Below are 17,125 nucleotides of genomic sequence, written 5' to 3'. Positions count from 1 at the left end.
CGGGGTGCTCCTTTCTGCTCGTCGCTGAGTTCCGCGGCGCGGCGGGCCGGTCAGGCCACCGCGTGCGGGTCGGCGGGCCGGTCGCTCTCTTCGCCGACGACGCGCAGCACCAGGCGCACGGCCTCGTCCACGGCCGCGGCCACCGGAGCGCTCAGGCCGATGCCCTCTTCCAGGCAGGCCGGCTCGCAGCCCACCACCAGGACCCGGGAGGGCCTGGGGGCACCCGTCCCCGCGCTGAGGGTGTCGAGGAGCGCCAGCACCGTGTCCGGGGTCATCCGGTGCCCGTCGACGAGGGCCGCGCCGGGCCCCTCGCCGCCGGGCGGCGGCGCCTCGATCAGGTGCAGCGTGCCGGGGCAGCCGCCGCGCGCGACGGCGTCGACGAGGACCACGCTGCGGTAGCCGTCGAGGAGCTGGTACGCCAGGTGCACGCCCCGGACGCCGGTGTCGGTGACGTGGACGCCTTCGGGCAGCGGGTGCCCCGACAGCCGGCGCACCACCTCGACGCCGAAGCCGTCGTCCCCCAGGAAGACGTTGCCGATGCCCGCGACCAGCACGCCTCCCGTGCTCACGCGTCCTCCAGGGGAGCGAGTTCGTCGGGCTGGAAGTACAGGAAGCGGCCCTGCTCCCGGCGGATCTCCGCGCCGGGGTCGCCGTCCACGGTGACCGCGAGGTGCACGCCGCCGTCCACGTCGTGCAGCACCGCCTCCACCTGGGCGCTGCGCCCCTGCAGGAACAGGTCCTGCGCGTCGGTGCGCCGTCGTCCCGGGCGCAGCACGACGCGGCTGCCGGCGGCCACCCAGGTGTCGCCGACCATGACGCGGTCCCGGCCCGGGTCGACGGAGGCGTCGGCGCCCGGGTCCCACCAGGGGGTCTCGGGGACCGCGGCGGGCGGGTCCTGCGGACCGGTGACCTCGCGCAGCGCGCGCACGGCGCCGTGCAGACGCTCCATCACCTCCGGCGGCATGGAGTCCGCCAGGTCGATCACCGCCGCGGCCCGTTCGTCCGTGCCGCGCGCCTGCCGCTTCTCCTCGTCGGTGAGGGCGGCGGTGCGCAGCGCCAGGATCTCGTCGATCTCGGTGGCGTCGTAGAGCGCGCCGGGGCTCTCCGGGGCGATCCGCGGATGGTCCTCCAGGATGATGGGGGAGGACAGCACCACGTTCGCCGCGGCGTCGTCGCCCGCCAGCACCGGCCAGGTGTTCTCGTTGCGGCACTCGGCGACGGCGGCCCTCGCCCACTCCGGGGGGTCCGTCATCGACACGAAGTAGCCGGCGGTCAGCCGCAGCATCAGATGGGCCGAGACCAGCGCGTGCGGCAGCGCCTCCTCCCGGTTCGAGGCCAGGGCGCTCCCGGTGTTCTCCGCGACGGCGGTCAGCCGCAGCACCCGGTAGGGGCCGGGCAGTTCCTCCGCCGACAGCCGCAGGACGCCCTCGAGGCGTGCCCGGCGGCGCACGACGCGCCCGGCGGGGAGACCGTCCTCGCCGGTGACGATCTCGCTGTCCTCGCTCGCGGGGAAGGTGAACGGCAGGACCAGGTCCTCGGCGGTCAGCGCCGTGACGTCCACGGACAGCTCGACGCGCTCCTCCACGCCCTCGTCCCACGGGACCAGCACCCGGTCCGGCAGCGGGAGTTCGTCGACGGGCTCGAACTCGCCGTCGAGCAGGACCCGTTCCACGGTGCGCCGTTGCGCGTGCAGGAAGCGCAGCTCCGCGTGGAGCGCGGCGTCCGCGCGCGGCTCCATGAGGATCTCGGTGCGCTGCAGCACGGCTTCGCCGGACGCGGCCGCCCACACCGGGGGCACCAGCACACCGAACTGCCAGCGCATGCGGTTCTTCGCCGAGGACGCCCGGTACGGGTAGAGCACGTAGCCCTCGAACAGGACGGCGTCGGCGGCCTGGCGGGCGGTCGCGAAGTGTTCCGTCGCGGCCGTCACCGGGCACCCCCCGCCGGGGCGGCGGCGCCGGCGAGCAGGGCCTCGACGGTCGCCTCCCACGAGGGCAGGGCGTGGGCGCTGCGGAAGGACCGCAGCGACTCCAGCGCCGTGCGCGGCAGCCGGATCCAGCCGCATTCGGGGAAGTGGGCGTCGATCGCCTCGCGCCACACCGTCACCGGCATGCGGCACACGGCCTCCTTGTCCCAGGGCACCGGCCGCACCTGGAAACCGCCGGGCCCGACGAAGGCGGTGCCGGAGAAGAGCAGCAGCAGCGGCGCCTCGCCGTCCTCCAGGGCCTCGAAGTACTTCGCGGAGGCGACGTCCATGTCGTAGGTGCACGGCACCGGCAGGTCCACCTCGGTCTCGCCGGTGAAGCCCGGCACCATCAGCGGCACCTGCGCGAACTGCAGGGGCTGCAGGGTGCTGCCCCAGCGCGCCCGCTCGCCGAAGAGGTCGCCGAGGCCCCGGGCCTCCGCGGCGTCGCCGTAGGCCCGCTGTGCCGGTTCGATGCGCAACTGGCAGCGCAGCGCCAGGGCGTGCACCCGCTCCCCGCCGGAGGCGGTGATCCGCAGCCGGAAGACCAGCGTCGGTCCGGCGGCGTACGGATCGGCCCGAACACCCGTGCAGCCGAAGTCCAGCTCGGTCACGTCGGCAACCCCTCCCGCGGCGCCGCGGTCGCGGCCCGCTGTCGTACGTCGTCGAAGAAGGCGGCCAGTTCGGCGCGGGCGCCGGAACCGCCGTCGAAGCCCTGCCAGTTCAGCCGTAGCCGGCCCACCAGTTCGTAGGCGCGGTCGACCGGCAGCAGGAAGCACTCGCCGCCGTCCTGCGCGCCGTCGTCCCGGCGGACGAGCAGGGCCTCCACGTCCGGCCGTAGGGAGGCGGCCAGCGGCGAGCCGCCGAACACGGCCTGCCAGGTGGCCGGTTCGACCTCGCTCTCGGTGGCGCCGGCCGGGCTCGGGTAGAGCACCACGGGCCGGCCGAGCGCCGAGTTGTGGAAGAAGAAGGCGACCGAGACGGGGATGCGCAGCTGCTGCCAGGTGGCCGCGTCGGGCACCGACCCGGGGTCGCTCAGCACCCGGTCGGGCACGGCGGCGAAACGGCCGCCGCCCGCGCCGGGCCGTTCGAGGAGCAGCGCGCACGGCACGCAGGCGCAGGCCAGTGCCCGCTGTCCGGCGTCGACCAGATGCCGGTGCGGGCCCGTCAGCTCCACCCCGCACAGTTCGCAGCGTTCGGGAGTGGGTTGCCGGGGCGCCACGAAACGGCGCAGTCCGGCCCCGGTGGTACGGGGGCTCACGGCGCCCCCGGCGGACGGTTGCCGATCTGCAGCAGCGCGGGCTCGCCCGCCGCCGGGCCGGACGCCGGCATCTCGACCACCGACACCTCCGGGGCGAAGCAGGACAGGGCCGCCTCGATGCGCTGCCGGGTGGCGTCCATGGTGCTGGGGCAGCCGCAGCCGCCGTCCTCGCGGGCGCTCAGCCGCAGCGTGCCGGTGTCGGGGTCGAAGTGCTCGACGCCCACCGTCGCCCCGGCGCGGGCGGCTTCAACTGCACGGCCGACCCGGGTGAGGGTGTCCTCGGGGTGCAGGTCGTGGAGGGTCAGCAGGCCCGCGACCATCTCGTCGGCCATGAGCACGGCGAGCGGATCCGTCGAGCCGTTCTCGAGGAGGGTGACCGCACGGGCCAGGCCGGCGCCGTAGAACTCCATGAGGGTGCGCACCAGTTCCTCGGCGGCGCGTGCCGTCTCGCCGTCGCCGGAGGCCGCGAACGCGTCGAGGATCTCCTCGACGCGACGCGCCGTCTGCTCGGCGCTCATCCGGCCATACCGCTCAGGCCGGTGGGGACGTGGAGCTTCTCCACCGTGCGTCCGCCGCCGACGTACATGTGGACGCCGCACGGCAGGCACGGGTCGAAGCTGCGCACGGCCCGCATGATGTCGATGCCCTTGAAGTCCTCCGGGGAGTTCTCCTCGAAGATCGGGGTGTTCTGCACGGCGTCCTCGTACGGGCCGGGGGTGCCGTAGGTGTCGCGCACGCTGGCGTTCCACGGGGTCGGCGGGTACGGGTGGTAGTTGGCGATCTTGCCGTCGCGGATGACCATGTGGTGCGAGAGGACACCGCGCACCGCCTCGGTGAAGCCCACGCCGATGCTCTCGTCCGGGACCTCGAACTTCTCCCACGTCTGGGTGCGGCCCGCGCGGACCTCCTCCAGCCCCATCTCGGCGAAGTGGAGGGCGCAGGCGGCGGCGTAGGCCTGGAAGTAGGTGCGGGCCCGGTTCCGCTCCAGGGCGTTGCTCCACTGCGGGATCTTCCACTCGAGGGTGGTCTCCGGCTTGGTGAGCGTCCTGGGCAGGTTGATCACCACGCTGTGCCCGGTGGCCTTCACGTACCCCATGTCGACCAGGCCGTTGAGGGCGGTGGACCACAGACGGGCGAGCGGGCCACCGCCGGTGTCCAGCGCCAGGTGGTCCTTGCCGTCGAACCAGCGCGGGGACATCACCCAGCTGTACTTGTCGCCGAAGTCGCGCTTCTGGGGCGCGGGGATGGTGTGCTGGTTCCAGGGGTGGCGCGGGTCGACCGGGTTGCCGAGCGGGTCGTGGGTGACGAACTGCTGCTGGCCCTCCCAGTCCTGGTAGTAGGAGCTGCCCAGCAGGATGCGGATGCCCAGGTTGATCTGCGTGAGGTCGTTGGTGACCAGCTTCCCGTCCACCACGATGCCGGGGGAGACGAACATCTTCCGTCCCCAGTCCGTCATGTTGGCGTAGGTGAAGTCGCAGTGCTCGGGGTCGTTGAACGCGCCCCAGCAGCCCAGCATGACACGGCGCCGGCCGACCTCCTCGTAGCCGGGCATGGCCTCGTAGAAGAAGTCGAAGAGGTCGTCGTGGAGCGGTACGACGCGCTTCATGAACTCCACGTAGCGCATCAGCCGGGTGAGGTAGTCGGTGAACAGCTGCACCGACGCGATGGTGCCGACGCCGCCCGCGTAGAGGGTGGAGGGGTGGACGTGCCGGCCCTCCATCAGGCAGAACATCTCCCGTGTGTAGCGGCTCACCTGGAGCGCCTCGCGGTAGAACTCGCCCTCGAGCGGGTTGAGCGAGCGCATGATGTCGCCGATGGTGCGGTAGCCGTGGTCCGCGGCGTGCGGGGCCTCGGTGCGGTCGGCCTGCTCCATGACGCCCGGGTTGGTCTCGCGGACCATCTTCTCGCAGTAGTCGACCCCGACCAGGTTCTCCTGGAAGATGTTGTGGTCGAACATGAACTCGGCGGCCTCGCCGAGGTTGATGATCCACTCGCCGAGGTGCGGCGGCTTCACCCCGTACGCCATGTTCTGCGTGTAGACCGAGCAGGTGGCGTGGTTGTCGCCGCAGATCCCGCAGATCCGGCTGGTGATGAAGTGCGCGTCGCGGGGGTCCTTGCCCCGCATGAAGACGCTGTAGCCGCGGAAGACCGACGAGGTGCTGTAGCACTCCGCGACGCGCTTCTGCTTGAAGTCGATCTTCGTGTGGATGCCGAGGCTGCCCACGATCCGGGTGATCGGATCCCAGGACATCTCCATCAGGCCACTGCCGTCTCCGGCCGTCTTCGTCTTCGGAGCCATGGTGTGTGCGTGCCCTTCGTCAGGCGGGGGAGGGGGGTGGCCGGTGGCCGGGGCGGTGCCGTGGGGTCACCAGGGCGCCTTGTAGCCGGTGGTGAGCTTCCGGCCGGTGTGACGCCACTTGGGCTCCTTGTCCACGGTCCTGGCCGTGATGGAGCGCAGCCGCCGGATCGCGGCGCCGTACGCGCCGCTGGCGGTGCTCGACAGCCGCGCACCGGGCGGCTCGTCCATGAACGGCATGAACATGTCCGGGAAGCCGGGCATCGTGCAGGCGATGCAGATGCCGCCGACGTTGGGACAGCCGCCGATGCCGTCCATCCAGCCGCGCTTGGGGACGTTGCACTTGACGACCGGGCCCCAGCAGCCGATCTTCACCAGGCACTGCGGCGAGTCGTAGCGGTCGGCGAACTGGCCCTGCTCGTAGTAGCCGGCCCGGTCGCAGCCCTCGTGCACGGTCGCGCCGAACAGCCAGGCCGGGCGCAGCTTGTCGTCCAGCGGGATCATCGGCGCGGAGCCGGCCGCCTGGTAGAGCAGGTACGTCAGCGTCTCGGCGAAGTTGTCGGGCTGGATCGGGCAGCCGGGCACGCAGACGATCGGGATGCCCGCCTTCGACTTCCACTCCCAGCCCAGGTAGTCCGGCACGCCCATGGCGCCGGTGGGGTTGCCCTCCATGGCGTGGATGCCGCCGTAGGTGGCACACGTGCCGATGGCGACCACGGCCAGGGCCTTGGGCGCGAGACGGTCGATCCACTCGCTGGTGGTGATCGGCTGGCCGGTCTCGGGGTTGTCGCCGAAGCCGCACCAGTAGCCCTCCGCCTTGATCGCCTCGTTGGGGACGGACCCCTCGACGACCAGGACGAACGGCTCGATCTCGCCGCGCTCGGCCTTGAAGAACCACTCGATGAAGGTGTCGGCGCCCCCCACCGGACCGCACTCGAAGTCGATCAGCGGCCAGTGCACCTGGATCTTGGGGAGGCCCGGAAGGCCGCCCAGGACGATCTCCTCGATGCTGGGCAAGGTCGCGGCGGTCAGCGACACCGAGTCGCCGTCGCAACTCAGCCCCGCGTTGATCCAGAGAATGTGGATCGGGGCTTCCTCGTCCCCCGCTGCCGGGGTCCGCGCGGCGTCGTTCTGGGTCGAAGCAGTCGCATCCATCGGGATGCCTCCTCATCGAGCGACAAATGCCACATAAAGGCATCTATCCCCCTTGATAGCGAGTGGCTCGCCGGGAGGGGACGTCGAAGAGGGCCAATACGGTGACCGCCCCGCGATGCCTGGCGCAGGCCCTTGAGCCGTGGCCAAGGGTGCTCGGCGCGCGGCCGGGGCGCGCGGGGGAGCGGCCGGGCGCCGGTGGCCGGATCTCCTGGCGCTCTCGCTTCCGGCCGTTCGCTGTCGCGGGGTGCCGGGCCGTCCGAGCGCGCGGAGCCTCCCGCGCTGGGGGGTGGAGCGGCGTAGGGGGTCGCGATGTCGCGGAAGCCGTTCGGCGCGCGGGCTGCCGTCGGCGCGAGCGGCCGGCTCCCGGCGGGCGGACATCTGCGGGCTCTCGCTGCCGGCCGCCGCTGCCCGGCGTCCCGCGCTGCGGGGCTGCCGTCGCCGCGGCGGTGGCCACGACCGTGTCCCGAGTCGGGCGGCGTTCTCCGGGTTCCCGCGCGGCTCCGGCGTGGACTCCTGGGGCGCTCCCGGCCGGGCGTCGTCGCCGGCGCCGCCGGGCCTCCCGTTCCGGGAGTGGCGGTCTCAGGGGCAGGAGGGGGCCGGGGTCTCCCACAGGTGCGGCGGGGTCCCGGTGGGGGTGCGGCGGTGGACGAAGGCGGAGCGGAGGGAGTGGTAGGGGGCGTGGGGGTCGAAGAAGGCCTCGCGCATGCGGGACAGCTCCTCGGCGCGGTGGGACGCCAGGGGACGCTCCGCCTCCCGGCGTTCGGCCTCCGCCTTCTTGGCGGCGATCCGGGGCCCGGTCCCCGCCGTACGGGCCAGGCGGGCCGCGAGGCGGGCGACGTCGGCGCCGAACTCCTGCGGGCCGCACATCAGCAGCCGGTCCACCAGGCCGATCCGCAGGGCGGCGGCCGCGCCGACCGGGAGCGCCCGCTCGGTCAGGCGTGCGGCCATGGCGGGGCCGACCCGGCGGGGCAGGGTGTACGTCCAGTACTCGGAGCCGTACAGGCCCATGAGGCGGTAGTGCGGGTTGAGCACGGCGCCCTGGCGGCACCAGACCTCGTCGGCGGCGAGGGCGAGCATCACCCCGCCCGCGCCCGCGTTGCCGCCGAGCGCGGCGACCACCAGGCGGTCGGTGGTGGTGAGGACGGCCTCGACGAGGTCGTCGATGGCCGTGATGGCCGCCCAGGACTCGGCCCCCGGGTCCGCGGCGGCCTCGATGGCCTTCAGGTCGATGCCGTTGGAGAACACGTCCCGGGCCCCGCCCAGCACCAGTACCGAGGTGGGCCGCGTGCAGGCGTGGCGGTACGCCGTGAGGAGACGCCGGCAGGCGGCGGCGGACATGGCGCCGCCCGCGAAGGTGAACGACAGGACGCCCGCGGCGCCGTCCTCGCGGTAGCGGATGTCGGCCCAGCTGTCCCGGTCGCCGGCGCACTGCGGGGGCAGGGGGTCCTCCGGCAGCGGCGGCAGGAGCGCGCCGAGGGCGGTGACGGCCGGCAGCGCGAACGTGGGCGGGCCGCCCGGCGCGCGGCGGGGCCGCAGCCGAGGGATCCACACGGCGCCGTCCCGGGTGGCCCGGCACACCGCGCCCGCCCGGGTGGCCAGCAGCCGGCCCGGTTCGCCGCGCAACCGGTCCTCGGGGTGACCGCCGTGCAGGAACCAGCGGGTGCCGAGGAGCTCGTCCAGTACGCCGGGCCGCGAGTCGGCGGCACGCAGCTTGCGCAGCACGGTCGCGGTCGGGTCGGCGGCCCAGTCGATGCGGCGCTCGTCCTGCCGGAGCACCGGGCGGACCCGGACGACCGCCCCGAGGGCCGGGTCGCCCTGCCGCCGGGGGACGTAAGCGCCGGAGGCGAACCGGTCGACCGCCAGCAGGACGGCCTCCATCGCCGCGTCAGAGACCTCTCCCCGGTACCAGTCGCTCTTGCCGACCGGCGGCACCGCGCAGGCCACCGCGGCCCACACGGGGCCCGCGTCCATCTCCTCCTCGGCCTGCAGCACCGTCACGCCCCAGGTGGCGACGCCCTCCTGCACGGCGCGGTCCAGGGAGGACGGGCCGCGGTCGCCGGGCGGTCCCGGGTGCACGATCAGGCAGGTGCGGGCGGTCCTGACGTCCTCGGGGATCGCCGCCGTCAGCATGGGCGCGACGACGAGTTCCGGTTCGTGGCGGGCGACCGCCGCGCGCATCGCGTCGCCGTCCGGCGTGACCTCCACGGCGACGGTGTGTCCGAGCTCGCCGAGTTCCGTGTACGCGCGCTGCGTCAGGCTGTTGAACGCCGACGCCATGAGCAGGATGTGCATGACGACTCCCGGCCGCCCGGCACGATCGGGGAGGGGGAGCACCGGCCCCGGCCTCCAGCGATGATGCCCGCCCGGCGGGTGCCCGCGGGCGCGGCCCGGCCGCCGGGTCACCCGATCGCACCGGCCCGGCCGCCCCTGGGTGGTACGGCCGCCGGATCCCGGACCGCCCCACGTCTTGACGCGCACGCATCAACTCGATAGGTCTACACCAAATGCATTTGGTACAGACCAACTGCGTGTTCCCCCCCACGGGAGGCCCGGATGCGAAGAACTCTGGCCCTGGTCACCGCGCTCGTCGGAGCGCTCGTCCTGCTCCTCGCCCCGCCCGCCGCCGCGGCCGCCCCGAGCGCGGCCTTCGTCAAGACGGCCACCTGGGACACCGGATACCAGGGGCAGTACACGATCACCAACGGCGGCACCACCACCCTCAGCGGATGGACCGTCGAGTTCGACCTGCCGTCGGGGACGAGCGTCGGCTCGTACTGGGACACCCTGATGACCCAGAGCGGCAGCCACTACACCTTCAAGAACCGCGACTACAACGGCACGCTGGCGCCCGGCGCGACCGCCGCCTTCGGCTGGGTCTCCTCGGGCACGGGCGCGCCCGCGAACTGCAAGCTCAACGGCGGTTCCTGCACCGGCTCCGGCGGTGGCCCGGACACCACCGCGCCCAGCGTCCCCGGCGGGGTGAGCGTCGGCTCGGCCACCTCCTCCTCCCTCACCGTCCGCTGGACGGCCTCCACCGACAACTCCGGCAGCGTCGCCGGCTACGAGGTCTCCCGGGACGGGGGCACGCCCGTCGCCGTGACCGGCACCTCCTACACCGCCACCGGGCTGCAGGCGAGCACCGGCTACTCCTTCCGGGTCCGCGCCAAGGACGCGGCGGGCAACACCTCCGCGTACAGCGGCGCGGTCAGCGGGACGACCACCTCCGGCGGCACCAACCCGCCCCCGGGCGGCGTGCGCACCGCCCCCTACGTCGACATGGGCGCCTGGCCGACGCCCAGCCTCACCACGCTGTCCTCGGCGAGCGGCCTGAAGAGCTTCACCATGGCCTTCATCACCGCCTCGTCGTGCAAGGCGATGTGGTTCAACGCCTACGACCCGCGCGACGGCTGGAACAAGGACCAGATCGACGCGATCCGCGCGGCCGGAGGTGACGTCAAGATCTCCTTCGGCGGCGCCACCGGCATCGAACTCGCCCAGGCCTGCGGCTCCGTGGACGCGCTGTACGCCGAGTACAACGCGGTCGTCAACGCCTACGGCCTGACCTACGCCGACTTCGACATCGAGGGCGCCGCCACCGCCGACCCGGCGTCCGTCGCCCGCCGCTCCCAGGCGCTGGCCCGCCTCCAGCAGGCCCACCCCGGGCTGCGGATCTCGCTCACCCTGCCCGTCCTGCCGGAGGGGCTCACGGCGGACGGTCTGGGCGTCGTGCGCTCGGCCCGCGACGCCGGGGTGAACCTCGACGTCGTCAACATCATGGCGATGGACTACTACCGCAGCGCCGACTACGGAGACGCCGCGATCCAGGCGGCCAACAGCACCTTCGCCCAGCTCAAGTCCCTCTACCCCGGCAAGTCCGACGCCCAGGTGTGGGCGATGGTCGGCGTCACGCCGATGCTCGGGCAGAACGACGACGGCCGGATCTACGACCAGGCCGACGCCCGCCAGCTGGTGGGCTTCGCCCAGGGCAAGCACCTGGGGATGCTCGCCTTCTGGGAGACCACCCGGGACCGCAACGCCTGCACCGGCGCGCTGTACATGTGCACCAACATCCCCCAGTCGCCCTACGAGTTCTCGCGGATCTTCGCGGGCTACACAGGATAGCGCCTCCCGGAACCGTCCCCGCGGGCCGTCGTCGTGTGCTGAACACGGCGGCGGCCCGCTGCTTTCGGCCGATGTGGAGACGATGTGCCGATCCGTGAAGGCGCTTTCACGGAGGCCCGGGTTCCACTGAGTCCATTCACCCGGACGCCCAGCCCACCGCAAGTGCGACACAACGGATAGTACACACTGTGAACAACCGGTGACCGAAAGTCGCGGAGGCGATGTGACGGGCGGGCGCCCGATGCACAAGACTCCTCGACGTCCGATATCCGGATCGAGTGCCGAAGGAGTGTTCGCTATGCGGTTCAGTGCGGTGGGGACCTGCCTGGCCCTGGTGGCGGCGGTGTGTTCGGCGGGGGTCGTGGCCGGCTCGGCGGAGGCCCGGCCGGCCGGGGCGACGAGCCTGTACGCGCCGTCCGCGCTCGTCCTGTCCGTGGGGAAGGGAGAAGACCCCGCGACGGCGACGATACAGCGGGCGGTCGTGCTGCGCTGCCGGCCCACCCCGTACGGCGACCACCCCGACCCGGTCGCCGCCTGTACGGAACTCACCGCCGTCCACGGGGACTTCGCGGCGGTGACGGCGGGCTCGCAGGGGGTCGTCTGCACCCGGATCTGGGACCCGGTCGTGGTCACCGCGGACGGGGTCTGGGAGGGCCGGCGCGTCACCTTCGCGCAGACCTTCGGCAACCCGTGCGTGTTGCGCGGCAGCGACACGGCCGGCGTCTTCGCCTTCTGACGCCGATGCCGTGAACCAAGGCCACGGGGTTCACCGTGGGGGAGAGCCCTGTGAGGGGGCGGCCGACTCGTGGGACGGGGTCGGCCGCCCCTGTTTTCCCGTTCCGGCGCGGCGTCAGGTCGTCTTGACCTGGCCGCCGTCGATGGTGAACTCGGCCCCCGTGACGTTGCCGGCGACGGGGGAGGCGAGGAAGGCGATCAGGGCGGCCACCTCCTCGGGCTCGGTGATGCGCCCGGTGGAGATGCCCATGCTGCGGGGCACGACCAAGTCCAGCGCCTCCTGGGCGGTGGTCCCCGCCGCCGCGGCCGCCTGGTCGGCGAAGGCCCCCGGGGCCGTCCAGAAAGGCGTGCGGACGGGGCCGGGGGCGACCGCGTTGACGCGGACGCCGTGCGGGGCGAACTCCTCGGACAGGGACTTCGTCAGGTTCGCCAGCGCGGCCTTGGCGGCCGAGTAGTCCACGACCGTCGGGAAGGGCAGGCGCGCGTTGACGGAGGTGACGTTGACGATCGCGCCGCCGCCCGCCTCGAGCATGTGGGGGATCGCGGCGCGGGCCGTGCGGACGGCGCTGAAGAAGGAGATCTCGAAGACGCGCCGCCACTCCTCGTCGTCCACCTCGAGGAAGCCGCCGCGGGACGTCCCCGAGCCCACGTTGCCGACCAGGATGTCGACGGAGCCGTAACGCTCCGCGGCCTGCCGCACGAGCTCGGCGGGGCCCTCCGGGTCGGCGAGGTCCACGGCCACGGGGGTCACCTCGTAGGCCTCCACGAGGGCCTCCGCCTCGGGGGTGACGCTGCGGCTGCCCGCGACGACACGGACCCCCTCTCGCGCGAGCGTCCGTGTCACCGCCAGGCCGATGCCCCGGCCGGCTCCGGTGACGACCGCGACCTTGCCCACGAGGTGCAGTTCCATGGGGACCCCTTCGGGAGGACGGATGCGTATCGAGCCTGGGGGAGGGGGGACGGGGCCGCCATCGGAGCGCCGCCGGCCGAGGGCCGCCGGCAGTGCCGGGGGATGAGGGCGGGTCAGATACGTGTCCTTCCACCGCGGCGGTGTCGCACAGCCGTACGGGGCGCGGTGGCAGGTATCAGCCGTCCATGCCAGGGGACTTGACGGCGTATTGGTCTAGTCCTACCGTCATCCCTCAATCGCAGTGTTCACGGGTGCATTCGCAGTTCACCCACGTGAACACGCCGTCTCCTGGGAAGGCGTCCCCCCATGTCCCACAGGTCCCAAGGTCTCCTCACCAAGGGCATCTTCGCCCTCGTCGCGGCGCTGGTCGCCGCCCTCCTGGCCGCGCTGCCCGGCGGTGGCCGAGCCGAGGCCGCGCCGGCCGCGTTCAGCCATCCCGGCGTCCTGGTCAGCCGTGCCCAACTCGACTTCGTACGCGGAAAGGTGCAGGCCGGGGCGCAGCCCTGGAAGGGCGCGTACGACCAGATGATGGCGTCGGCCTACGCCTCGCAGTCGCGCACCCCCAAGCCGCGCGCGGTCGTCGAGTGCGGCTCGTACTCCAACCCCAACTACGGCTGCACCGACGAGCGCGAGGACGCCATCGCGGCCTACACCAACGCGCTGGCCTGGTACGTCACCCGTGACGCCAAGTACGCGCAGAAGGCGATCCAGCTGATGGACGCCTGGTCGGCCACCATCACCGACCACACCAACAGCAACGCCCCGCTGCAGACCGGCTGGGCGGGCTCGGTGTGGCCCCGCGCGGCGGAGATCATCCGCTACACCTACACCGGCTGGCCGAACGTGAACCGCTTCGCCACCATGCTGCGCAACGTCTACCTCCCCGAGGTCATCAACGGCTCCAAGAGCAACGGCAACTGGGAGCTGAGCATGATGGAGGCCGCCGTCGGCATCTCCGTCTTCCTCGACGACCGCACCTCGTACGACAAGGCCGTCACGCGCTACCTGAACCGCGTGGCCGCGTACGTGTACCTGGACACCGACGGCGCGCTGCCCAGGACCGTGCCCGGCAGCGGGCTCGACACCCGGGACGAGATCGTCGGCTACTGGCAGGGGCAGTCCACCTTCGTGACCGGTCTGACCCAGGAGACCTGCCGCGACTTCACGCACACCGGCTACGGCATCTCCTCGATCTCGCACGTCGCGGAGACCAGCCGCATCCAGGGCGAGGACCTCTACCCGCAGGTCGGCGAGCGGCTCCGGCAGGCGCTGGGCTTCCAGTCCAAGTACCAGCGGGGCGAGGCCGTGCCGTCCTGGCTGTGCGGCGGGCACCTCAACCTCGGGCTCGGACCGGTGACCGAGGTCGGCTACAACGCGCTGCACAACCGGCTCGGCATCGCGATGACCAACACCCAGGCGCTGACCCAGTCCCAGCGTCCGGCCGGCAGCAACAACCTCTTCGTCGCCTGGGAGACCCTGACCCACGGCGATAACCTCTCCTGACCCGGCAGGGGTGATCGGCGGCGGAGGGAACAGGCCATGCCCGTACGTGTCGAGCGCAGCGGACCCGTCACCACGGTGGTGCTCTCGCGCCCCGCGGCGCGCAACGCCGTCGACGGTCCGACGGCGCGTGAACTGGCCGACGCCTTCCGTGAGTTCGACGCCGACCCCGGCGCCTCGGTCGCCGTGCTGTGGGGCGAGGGCGGCACCTTCTGCGCGGGTGCCGACCTCAAGGCCATCGGCACCCCGCGCGGCAACGAGGTGACCGACGCGACCGAGGGGGGCGGCGGGGACGGGCCCATGGGGCCCACCCGCCTGCGGCTGGGCAAGCCGGTCATCGCGGCGATCTCGGGTCACGCGGTGGCCGGCGGCCTGGAACTGGCCCTCTGGTGCGACCTGCGGGTCGCCGAGGAGGACGCGGTGCTCGGGGTGTTCTGCCGGCGCTGGGGCGTGCCCCTGATCGACGGCGGGACGGTACGGCTGCCGCGGCTGATCGGCACCTCGCGGGCGATGGACCTGATCCTGACGGGACGTCCGGTGGACGCGGCCGAGGCGTACGCCATGGGCCTGGTCAACCGGGTCGTCCCGGCCGGCGGGGCGCGCGCCGCGGCCGAACGGCTCGCCGAGGAGATCGCGGCCTTCCCGCAGACCTGCGTACGGCACGACCGGCTCGCGGTGCTGGAGGCCGAGGGGCTGGGGGAAACGGCCGCGCTGGAGACCGAGTTGCGGCACGGCAGGGTGTCCCTCGCGGAAGCGGGGGAGGGCGCGGCACGCTTCTCCTCGGGAGCGGGGAGGCACGGCGCGTTCGACGGGAGCTGACCGGCGCGGACCGACCGACGGGGGCCGGTCCGCGCCGGTCAACGGGCTGAACCGTGCGGCCGCTCCGCGCCGGTCAACGGGCCGACCGCGCCCGACGCGTGACCACCGTGTGTGCTTCGGCCGATTCCCGTGTGTGGACCACGGACGCGCTCTGGACATCCGAATGTCATGGGCACTTAAATCTGGCACCGCCTCACCTCCGCACCCGGGCCCGCCCCACCGTGGCCGGACGCAGATGCGGGGACCGCGCACGCCCCCCACCAGAGGAGCACGATGCAGCCCAGCACCAGACGTGCCGCGACCGTCATATCCGCGGCGTTGGCCGCGACCGCCGTCACCGCCGCCCTGCTGACGCCGTCCGCGGCGACCGCGTCCGGCCGTGACCTCCCCTCCCGGGCCACCGGCGTCGCCCGCGCCGACGCCGCCGTCACCGCCCACGCGACCCGGCTCGCCGTCACCCCCGCGCAGGGCCGGACCGTCCGCGACGTCGTCACCGACGCGGACGGCGCCCAGCACATCCGCTACGACCGCACCTACCGCGGACTGCCCGTCCTCGGCGGCGACCTCGTCGTCCACCTCGCCCCCGGCGGCGCCTACGAGGGCGCCGAACGCGCCACCCGCTCCGACCTGGCCGTGCCCGGCACGACCCCGGCCGTCCCGGCCGCCACCGCCGCCGACAAGGGCGTGGCGGCCCTGCGCTCCGCCCACCGCGGGACCGCGTTCCGGCAGGCCAAGGCGAAGCCGCAACTCGTCGTCGACGCGTTGCACGGCACACCCCGGCTGGCCTGGCGCACCACCGCCGTCGGCCTCGACAGCCTCGGCAACCCCGCCGCACGCGTCCTCCTCACCGACGCCCGCTCGGGCGCCCGCATCGACGCCTGGGACGCCCTGGAGACCGCCACCGGCGACGGCGCGTCGCTGTACGGCGGCACCGTGTCCCTGGAGACCACCCTCAGCGGCAGCACCTACCAGCTGAAGGACCCCACCCGCGGCAACACCTACACCGGCGACGCGCAGAACAAGACCGACCTGTGCATCTTCGGCATCTGCTTCTCCCGGGCCCCCGCGGTCCTCTTCACCGACGCCGACAACCACTGGGGCACCGGCACCACCGCCGACCGCGCGACGGCCGCCGTCGACGCCCAGTACGGCACCGACGAGACCTGGGACTACTACAAGTCCGTCCACGGCCGCAGCGGCATCGCCGGCGACGGCAAGGGCTCGTACAACCGCGTCCACTACGGCAACAACTACAACAACGCCTTCTGGGACGACAGCTGCTTCTGCATGACCTATGGCGACGGCGACGGCACCACCTTCGGGCCGCTGGTCGCGCTCGACGTCGCCGGGCACGAGATGTCGCACGGCGTCACCTCGCGCACCGCGGCGCTCACCTACTCCGGGGAGTCCGGCGGCCTCAACGAGGCCACCTCGGACATCTTCGGCACCCTGGTCGAGTGGTACGCCGGCAACTCCTCCGACACCGGCGACTACCTCATCGGCGAGCGCATCGTGAAGCCCGGCTTCGGCAAGCCCGCGCTGCGCTTCATGGACAAGCCCTCCAAGGACGGCAGCTCCGCCGACTGCTGGAGCTCCGGGGTCGGCAACCTCGACGTCCACTACTCCTCCGGCGTCGCCAACCACTTCGCCTACCTGCTCGCCGAAGGCAGCGGCGCCAGGACCGTGGGCGGCGTCAGCTACGACAGCCCCACCTGCAACGGCTCCACGGTGTCCGGCATCGGCCGCGACAAGCTCGGCAAGATCTGGTACCGGGCCCTGACGGTCCACATGACCTCCGGCACCAACTACGCGGGCGCCCGCACCGCCACGCTCAAGGCCGCCACCGACCTCTACGGCGCCGCGAGCACCGAGTACGCGGCCGTCGCCGCAGCCTGGTCCGCCGTCAGCGTCAACTGACACCCGGCGGACCCGCGGACCCGTGGGACCGGCCACCGCCAGGCCGGTCCCACGGCTCCCTGCCACACTGGCCCCCGTGACGACAACCGACGCGGCGGCGGCGATACACGCGCACGTACGGGCCTTCAACGCCCGTGACCTGGAAGCGCTCCTGGCCGGTTTCACCGACGACGCCGTGTGGATCACCGGCACCGCCACGGTGCGCGGCCGCGCCGCGCTCACCGCACTCTTCGACGAGGCCATGCGTGGGCTGCTCCCCACCCTGGAGGTCCACGACCTCATCGCCGAGGGGGACCGCGCGGCCTGCCGGATGACCGAGACCCTCACCCACCGCGGCGAGCGCCGCAGTTGCCCCGTCGCGGCGTTCTACGGGCTCCGGGACGGCCGCATCGCCTGGGCGAAGGTCTACCGCGAGGGCAGCGCGGACGTCGCCTGAGCCCGGGCCCG

The 17,125-nt window shown here is 73.1% G+C and carries 15 protein-coding genes; 6 read left to right on the top strand and 9 right to left on the bottom strand.

Annotated features, from left to right (window positions below):
- Positions 1–50 precede the first annotated feature (50 nt).
- The 8 genes from ACZ7MY_RS38600 to ACZ7MY_RS38565 form a co-directional block, all read right to left on the bottom strand.
- A complete protein-coding gene (locus ACZ7MY_RS38600) occupies positions 51–569 on the bottom strand; it encodes a hydrogenase maturation protease (RefSeq protein WP_499609828.1) in 519 nt (172 codons plus the stop codon).
- The gene (locus ACZ7MY_RS38595) at positions 566–1,930 is read right to left on the bottom strand and encodes a hypothetical protein (protein WP_499609825.1); all 1,365 of its coding nucleotides are present in this window, start codon (positions 1,928–1,930) and stop codon (positions 566–568) included. The genes ACZ7MY_RS38600 and ACZ7MY_RS38595 overlap by 4 nt, the downstream gene beginning before the upstream one ends.
- Positions 1,927–2,577 (bottom strand): DUF6084 family protein, encoded by a 651-nt coding sequence (locus ACZ7MY_RS38590; protein WP_499609822.1) that lies wholly within the window; start codon positions 2,575–2,577, stop codon positions 1,927–1,929. The genes ACZ7MY_RS38595 and ACZ7MY_RS38590 overlap by 4 nt, the downstream gene beginning before the upstream one ends.
- Positions 2,574–3,224, bottom strand: a complete 651-nt coding sequence (locus ACZ7MY_RS38585; RefSeq protein ID WP_499609820.1) for a DUF5947 family protein — start codon at positions 3,222–3,224, stop codon at positions 2,574–2,576. Before ACZ7MY_RS38585 ends, ACZ7MY_RS38590 begins: the two co-directional genes overlap by 4 nt.
- Positions 3,221–3,742: a NifU-related iron-sulfur-binding protein gene (locus tag ACZ7MY_RS38580; protein ID WP_499609817.1), complete on the bottom strand. Its 522-nt coding sequence runs from the start codon at positions 3,740–3,742 to the stop codon at positions 3,221–3,223. Before ACZ7MY_RS38580 ends, ACZ7MY_RS38585 begins: the two co-directional genes overlap by 4 nt.
- Positions 3,739–5,523 carry a nickel-dependent hydrogenase large subunit gene (locus ACZ7MY_RS38575; protein ID WP_499609814.1) on the bottom strand — a complete coding sequence of 595 codons (1,785 nt, stop codon included), beginning with the start codon at positions 5,521–5,523 and terminating at the stop codon, positions 3,739–3,741. The genes ACZ7MY_RS38580 and ACZ7MY_RS38575 overlap by 4 nt, the downstream gene beginning before the upstream one ends.
- A gap of 66 nt (positions 5,524–5,589) precedes the next feature.
- Positions 5,590–6,675, bottom strand: a complete 1,086-nt coding sequence (locus ACZ7MY_RS38570) for an NADH-quinone oxidoreductase subunit B family protein (protein WP_499609812.1) — start codon at positions 6,673–6,675, stop codon at positions 5,590–5,592.
- Positions 6,676–7,254: 579 nt separating this feature from the next.
- Positions 7,255–8,967, bottom strand: a complete 1,713-nt coding sequence (locus ACZ7MY_RS38565) for a hydrogenase maturation protein (RefSeq protein ID WP_499609809.1) — start codon at positions 8,965–8,967, stop codon at positions 7,255–7,257.
- A gap of 261 nt (positions 8,968–9,228) precedes the next feature.
- On the opposite strand from ACZ7MY_RS38565, the gene ACZ7MY_RS38560 reads away from it, so the two are divergent.
- The gene (locus ACZ7MY_RS38560; RefSeq protein WP_499609806.1) at positions 9,229–10,797 is read left to right on the top strand and encodes a cellulose binding domain-containing protein; all 1,569 of its coding nucleotides are present in this window, start codon (positions 9,229–9,231) and stop codon (positions 10,795–10,797) included.
- A 298-nt stretch (positions 10,798–11,095) separates the two neighbouring features.
- Positions 11,096–11,533, top strand: coding sequence for a subtilase-type protease inhibitor (locus tag ACZ7MY_RS38555; protein ID WP_499609804.1), 438 nt, complete (start codon positions 11,096–11,098; stop codon positions 11,531–11,533).
- A 114-nt stretch (positions 11,534–11,647) separates the two neighbouring features.
- Here the strand turns inward: ACZ7MY_RS38555 and ACZ7MY_RS38550 are convergent, their stop codons facing one another.
- Positions 11,648–12,442, bottom strand: a complete 795-nt coding sequence (locus tag ACZ7MY_RS38550) for an SDR family NAD(P)-dependent oxidoreductase (RefSeq protein WP_499609801.1) — start codon at positions 12,440–12,442, stop codon at positions 11,648–11,650.
- A gap of 306 nt (positions 12,443–12,748) precedes the next feature.
- Here ACZ7MY_RS38550 and ACZ7MY_RS38545 point away from each other — a divergent pair, with 306 nt between their 5' ends.
- From ACZ7MY_RS38545 to ACZ7MY_RS38530, 4 genes are all read left to right on the top strand, one after another.
- Positions 12,749–13,945 carry an alginate lyase family protein gene (locus ACZ7MY_RS38545; protein ID WP_499609798.1) on the top strand — a complete coding sequence of 399 codons (1,197 nt, stop codon included), beginning with the start codon at positions 12,749–12,751 and terminating at the stop codon, positions 13,943–13,945.
- 36 nt (positions 13,946–13,981) lie between these two features.
- Entirely contained in the window at positions 13,982–14,761 is a 780-nt protein-coding gene (locus ACZ7MY_RS38540; protein ID WP_499609795.1) for a crotonase/enoyl-CoA hydratase family protein, read from the top strand.
- A gap of 273 nt (positions 14,762–15,034) precedes the next feature.
- On the top strand, positions 15,035–16,678 hold the full coding sequence (locus ACZ7MY_RS38535) for a M4 family metallopeptidase (RefSeq protein ID WP_499609793.1): 1,644 nt from the start codon (positions 15,035–15,037) through the stop codon (positions 16,676–16,678).
- Positions 16,679–16,754: 76 nt separating this feature from the next.
- On the top strand, positions 16,755–17,114 hold the full coding sequence (locus ACZ7MY_RS38530) for a nuclear transport factor 2 family protein (protein WP_499609790.1): 360 nt from the start codon (positions 16,755–16,757) through the stop codon (positions 17,112–17,114).
- Positions 17,115–17,125 lie beyond the last annotated feature (11 nt).

It is taken from the genome of Streptomyces sp. NPDC111520, from assembly GCF_055635295.1.
Note: the sequence above shows the minus strand (reverse complement) of the source record. Positions and strands in the feature narration are given on the sequence as shown.

What these genes read in the sequence shown, in the direction of transcription:
- ACZ7MY_RS38580 (WP_499609817.1), bottom strand. Translation starts at nt 3,742, where the DNA reads ATGAGCGCCGAGCAGACGGCGCGTCGCGTCGAGGAGATCCTCGACGCG.
- ACZ7MY_RS38575 (WP_499609814.1), bottom strand. Translation starts at nt 5,523, where the DNA reads ATGGCTCCGAAGACGAAGACGGCCGGAGACGGCAGTGGCCTGATGGAG.
- ACZ7MY_RS38570 (WP_499609812.1), bottom strand. Translation starts at nt 6,675, where the DNA reads ATGGATGCGACTGCTTCGACCCAGAACGACGCCGCGCGGACCCCGGCA.
- ACZ7MY_RS38565 (WP_499609809.1), bottom strand. Translation starts at nt 8,967, where the DNA reads ATGCACATCCTGCTCATGGCGTCGGCGTTCAACAGCCTGACGCAGCGC.
- ACZ7MY_RS38560 (WP_499609806.1), top strand. Translation starts at nt 9,229, where the DNA reads ATGCGAAGAACTCTGGCCCTGGTCACCGCGCTCGTCGGAGCGCTCGTC.
- ACZ7MY_RS38555 (WP_499609804.1), top strand. Translation starts at nt 11,096, where the DNA reads ATGCGGTTCAGTGCGGTGGGGACCTGCCTGGCCCTGGTGGCGGCGGTG.
- ACZ7MY_RS38550 (WP_499609801.1), bottom strand. Translation starts at nt 12,442, where the DNA reads ATGGAACTGCACCTCGTGGGCAAGGTCGCGGTCGTCACCGGAGCCGGC.
- ACZ7MY_RS38545 (WP_499609798.1), top strand. Translation starts at nt 12,749, where the DNA reads ATGTCCCACAGGTCCCAAGGTCTCCTCACCAAGGGCATCTTCGCCCTC.
- ACZ7MY_RS38540 (WP_499609795.1), top strand. Translation starts at nt 13,982, where the DNA reads ATGCCCGTACGTGTCGAGCGCAGCGGACCCGTCACCACGGTGGTGCTC.
- ACZ7MY_RS38535 (WP_499609793.1), top strand. Translation starts at nt 15,035, where the DNA reads ATGCAGCCCAGCACCAGACGTGCCGCGACCGTCATATCCGCGGCGTTG.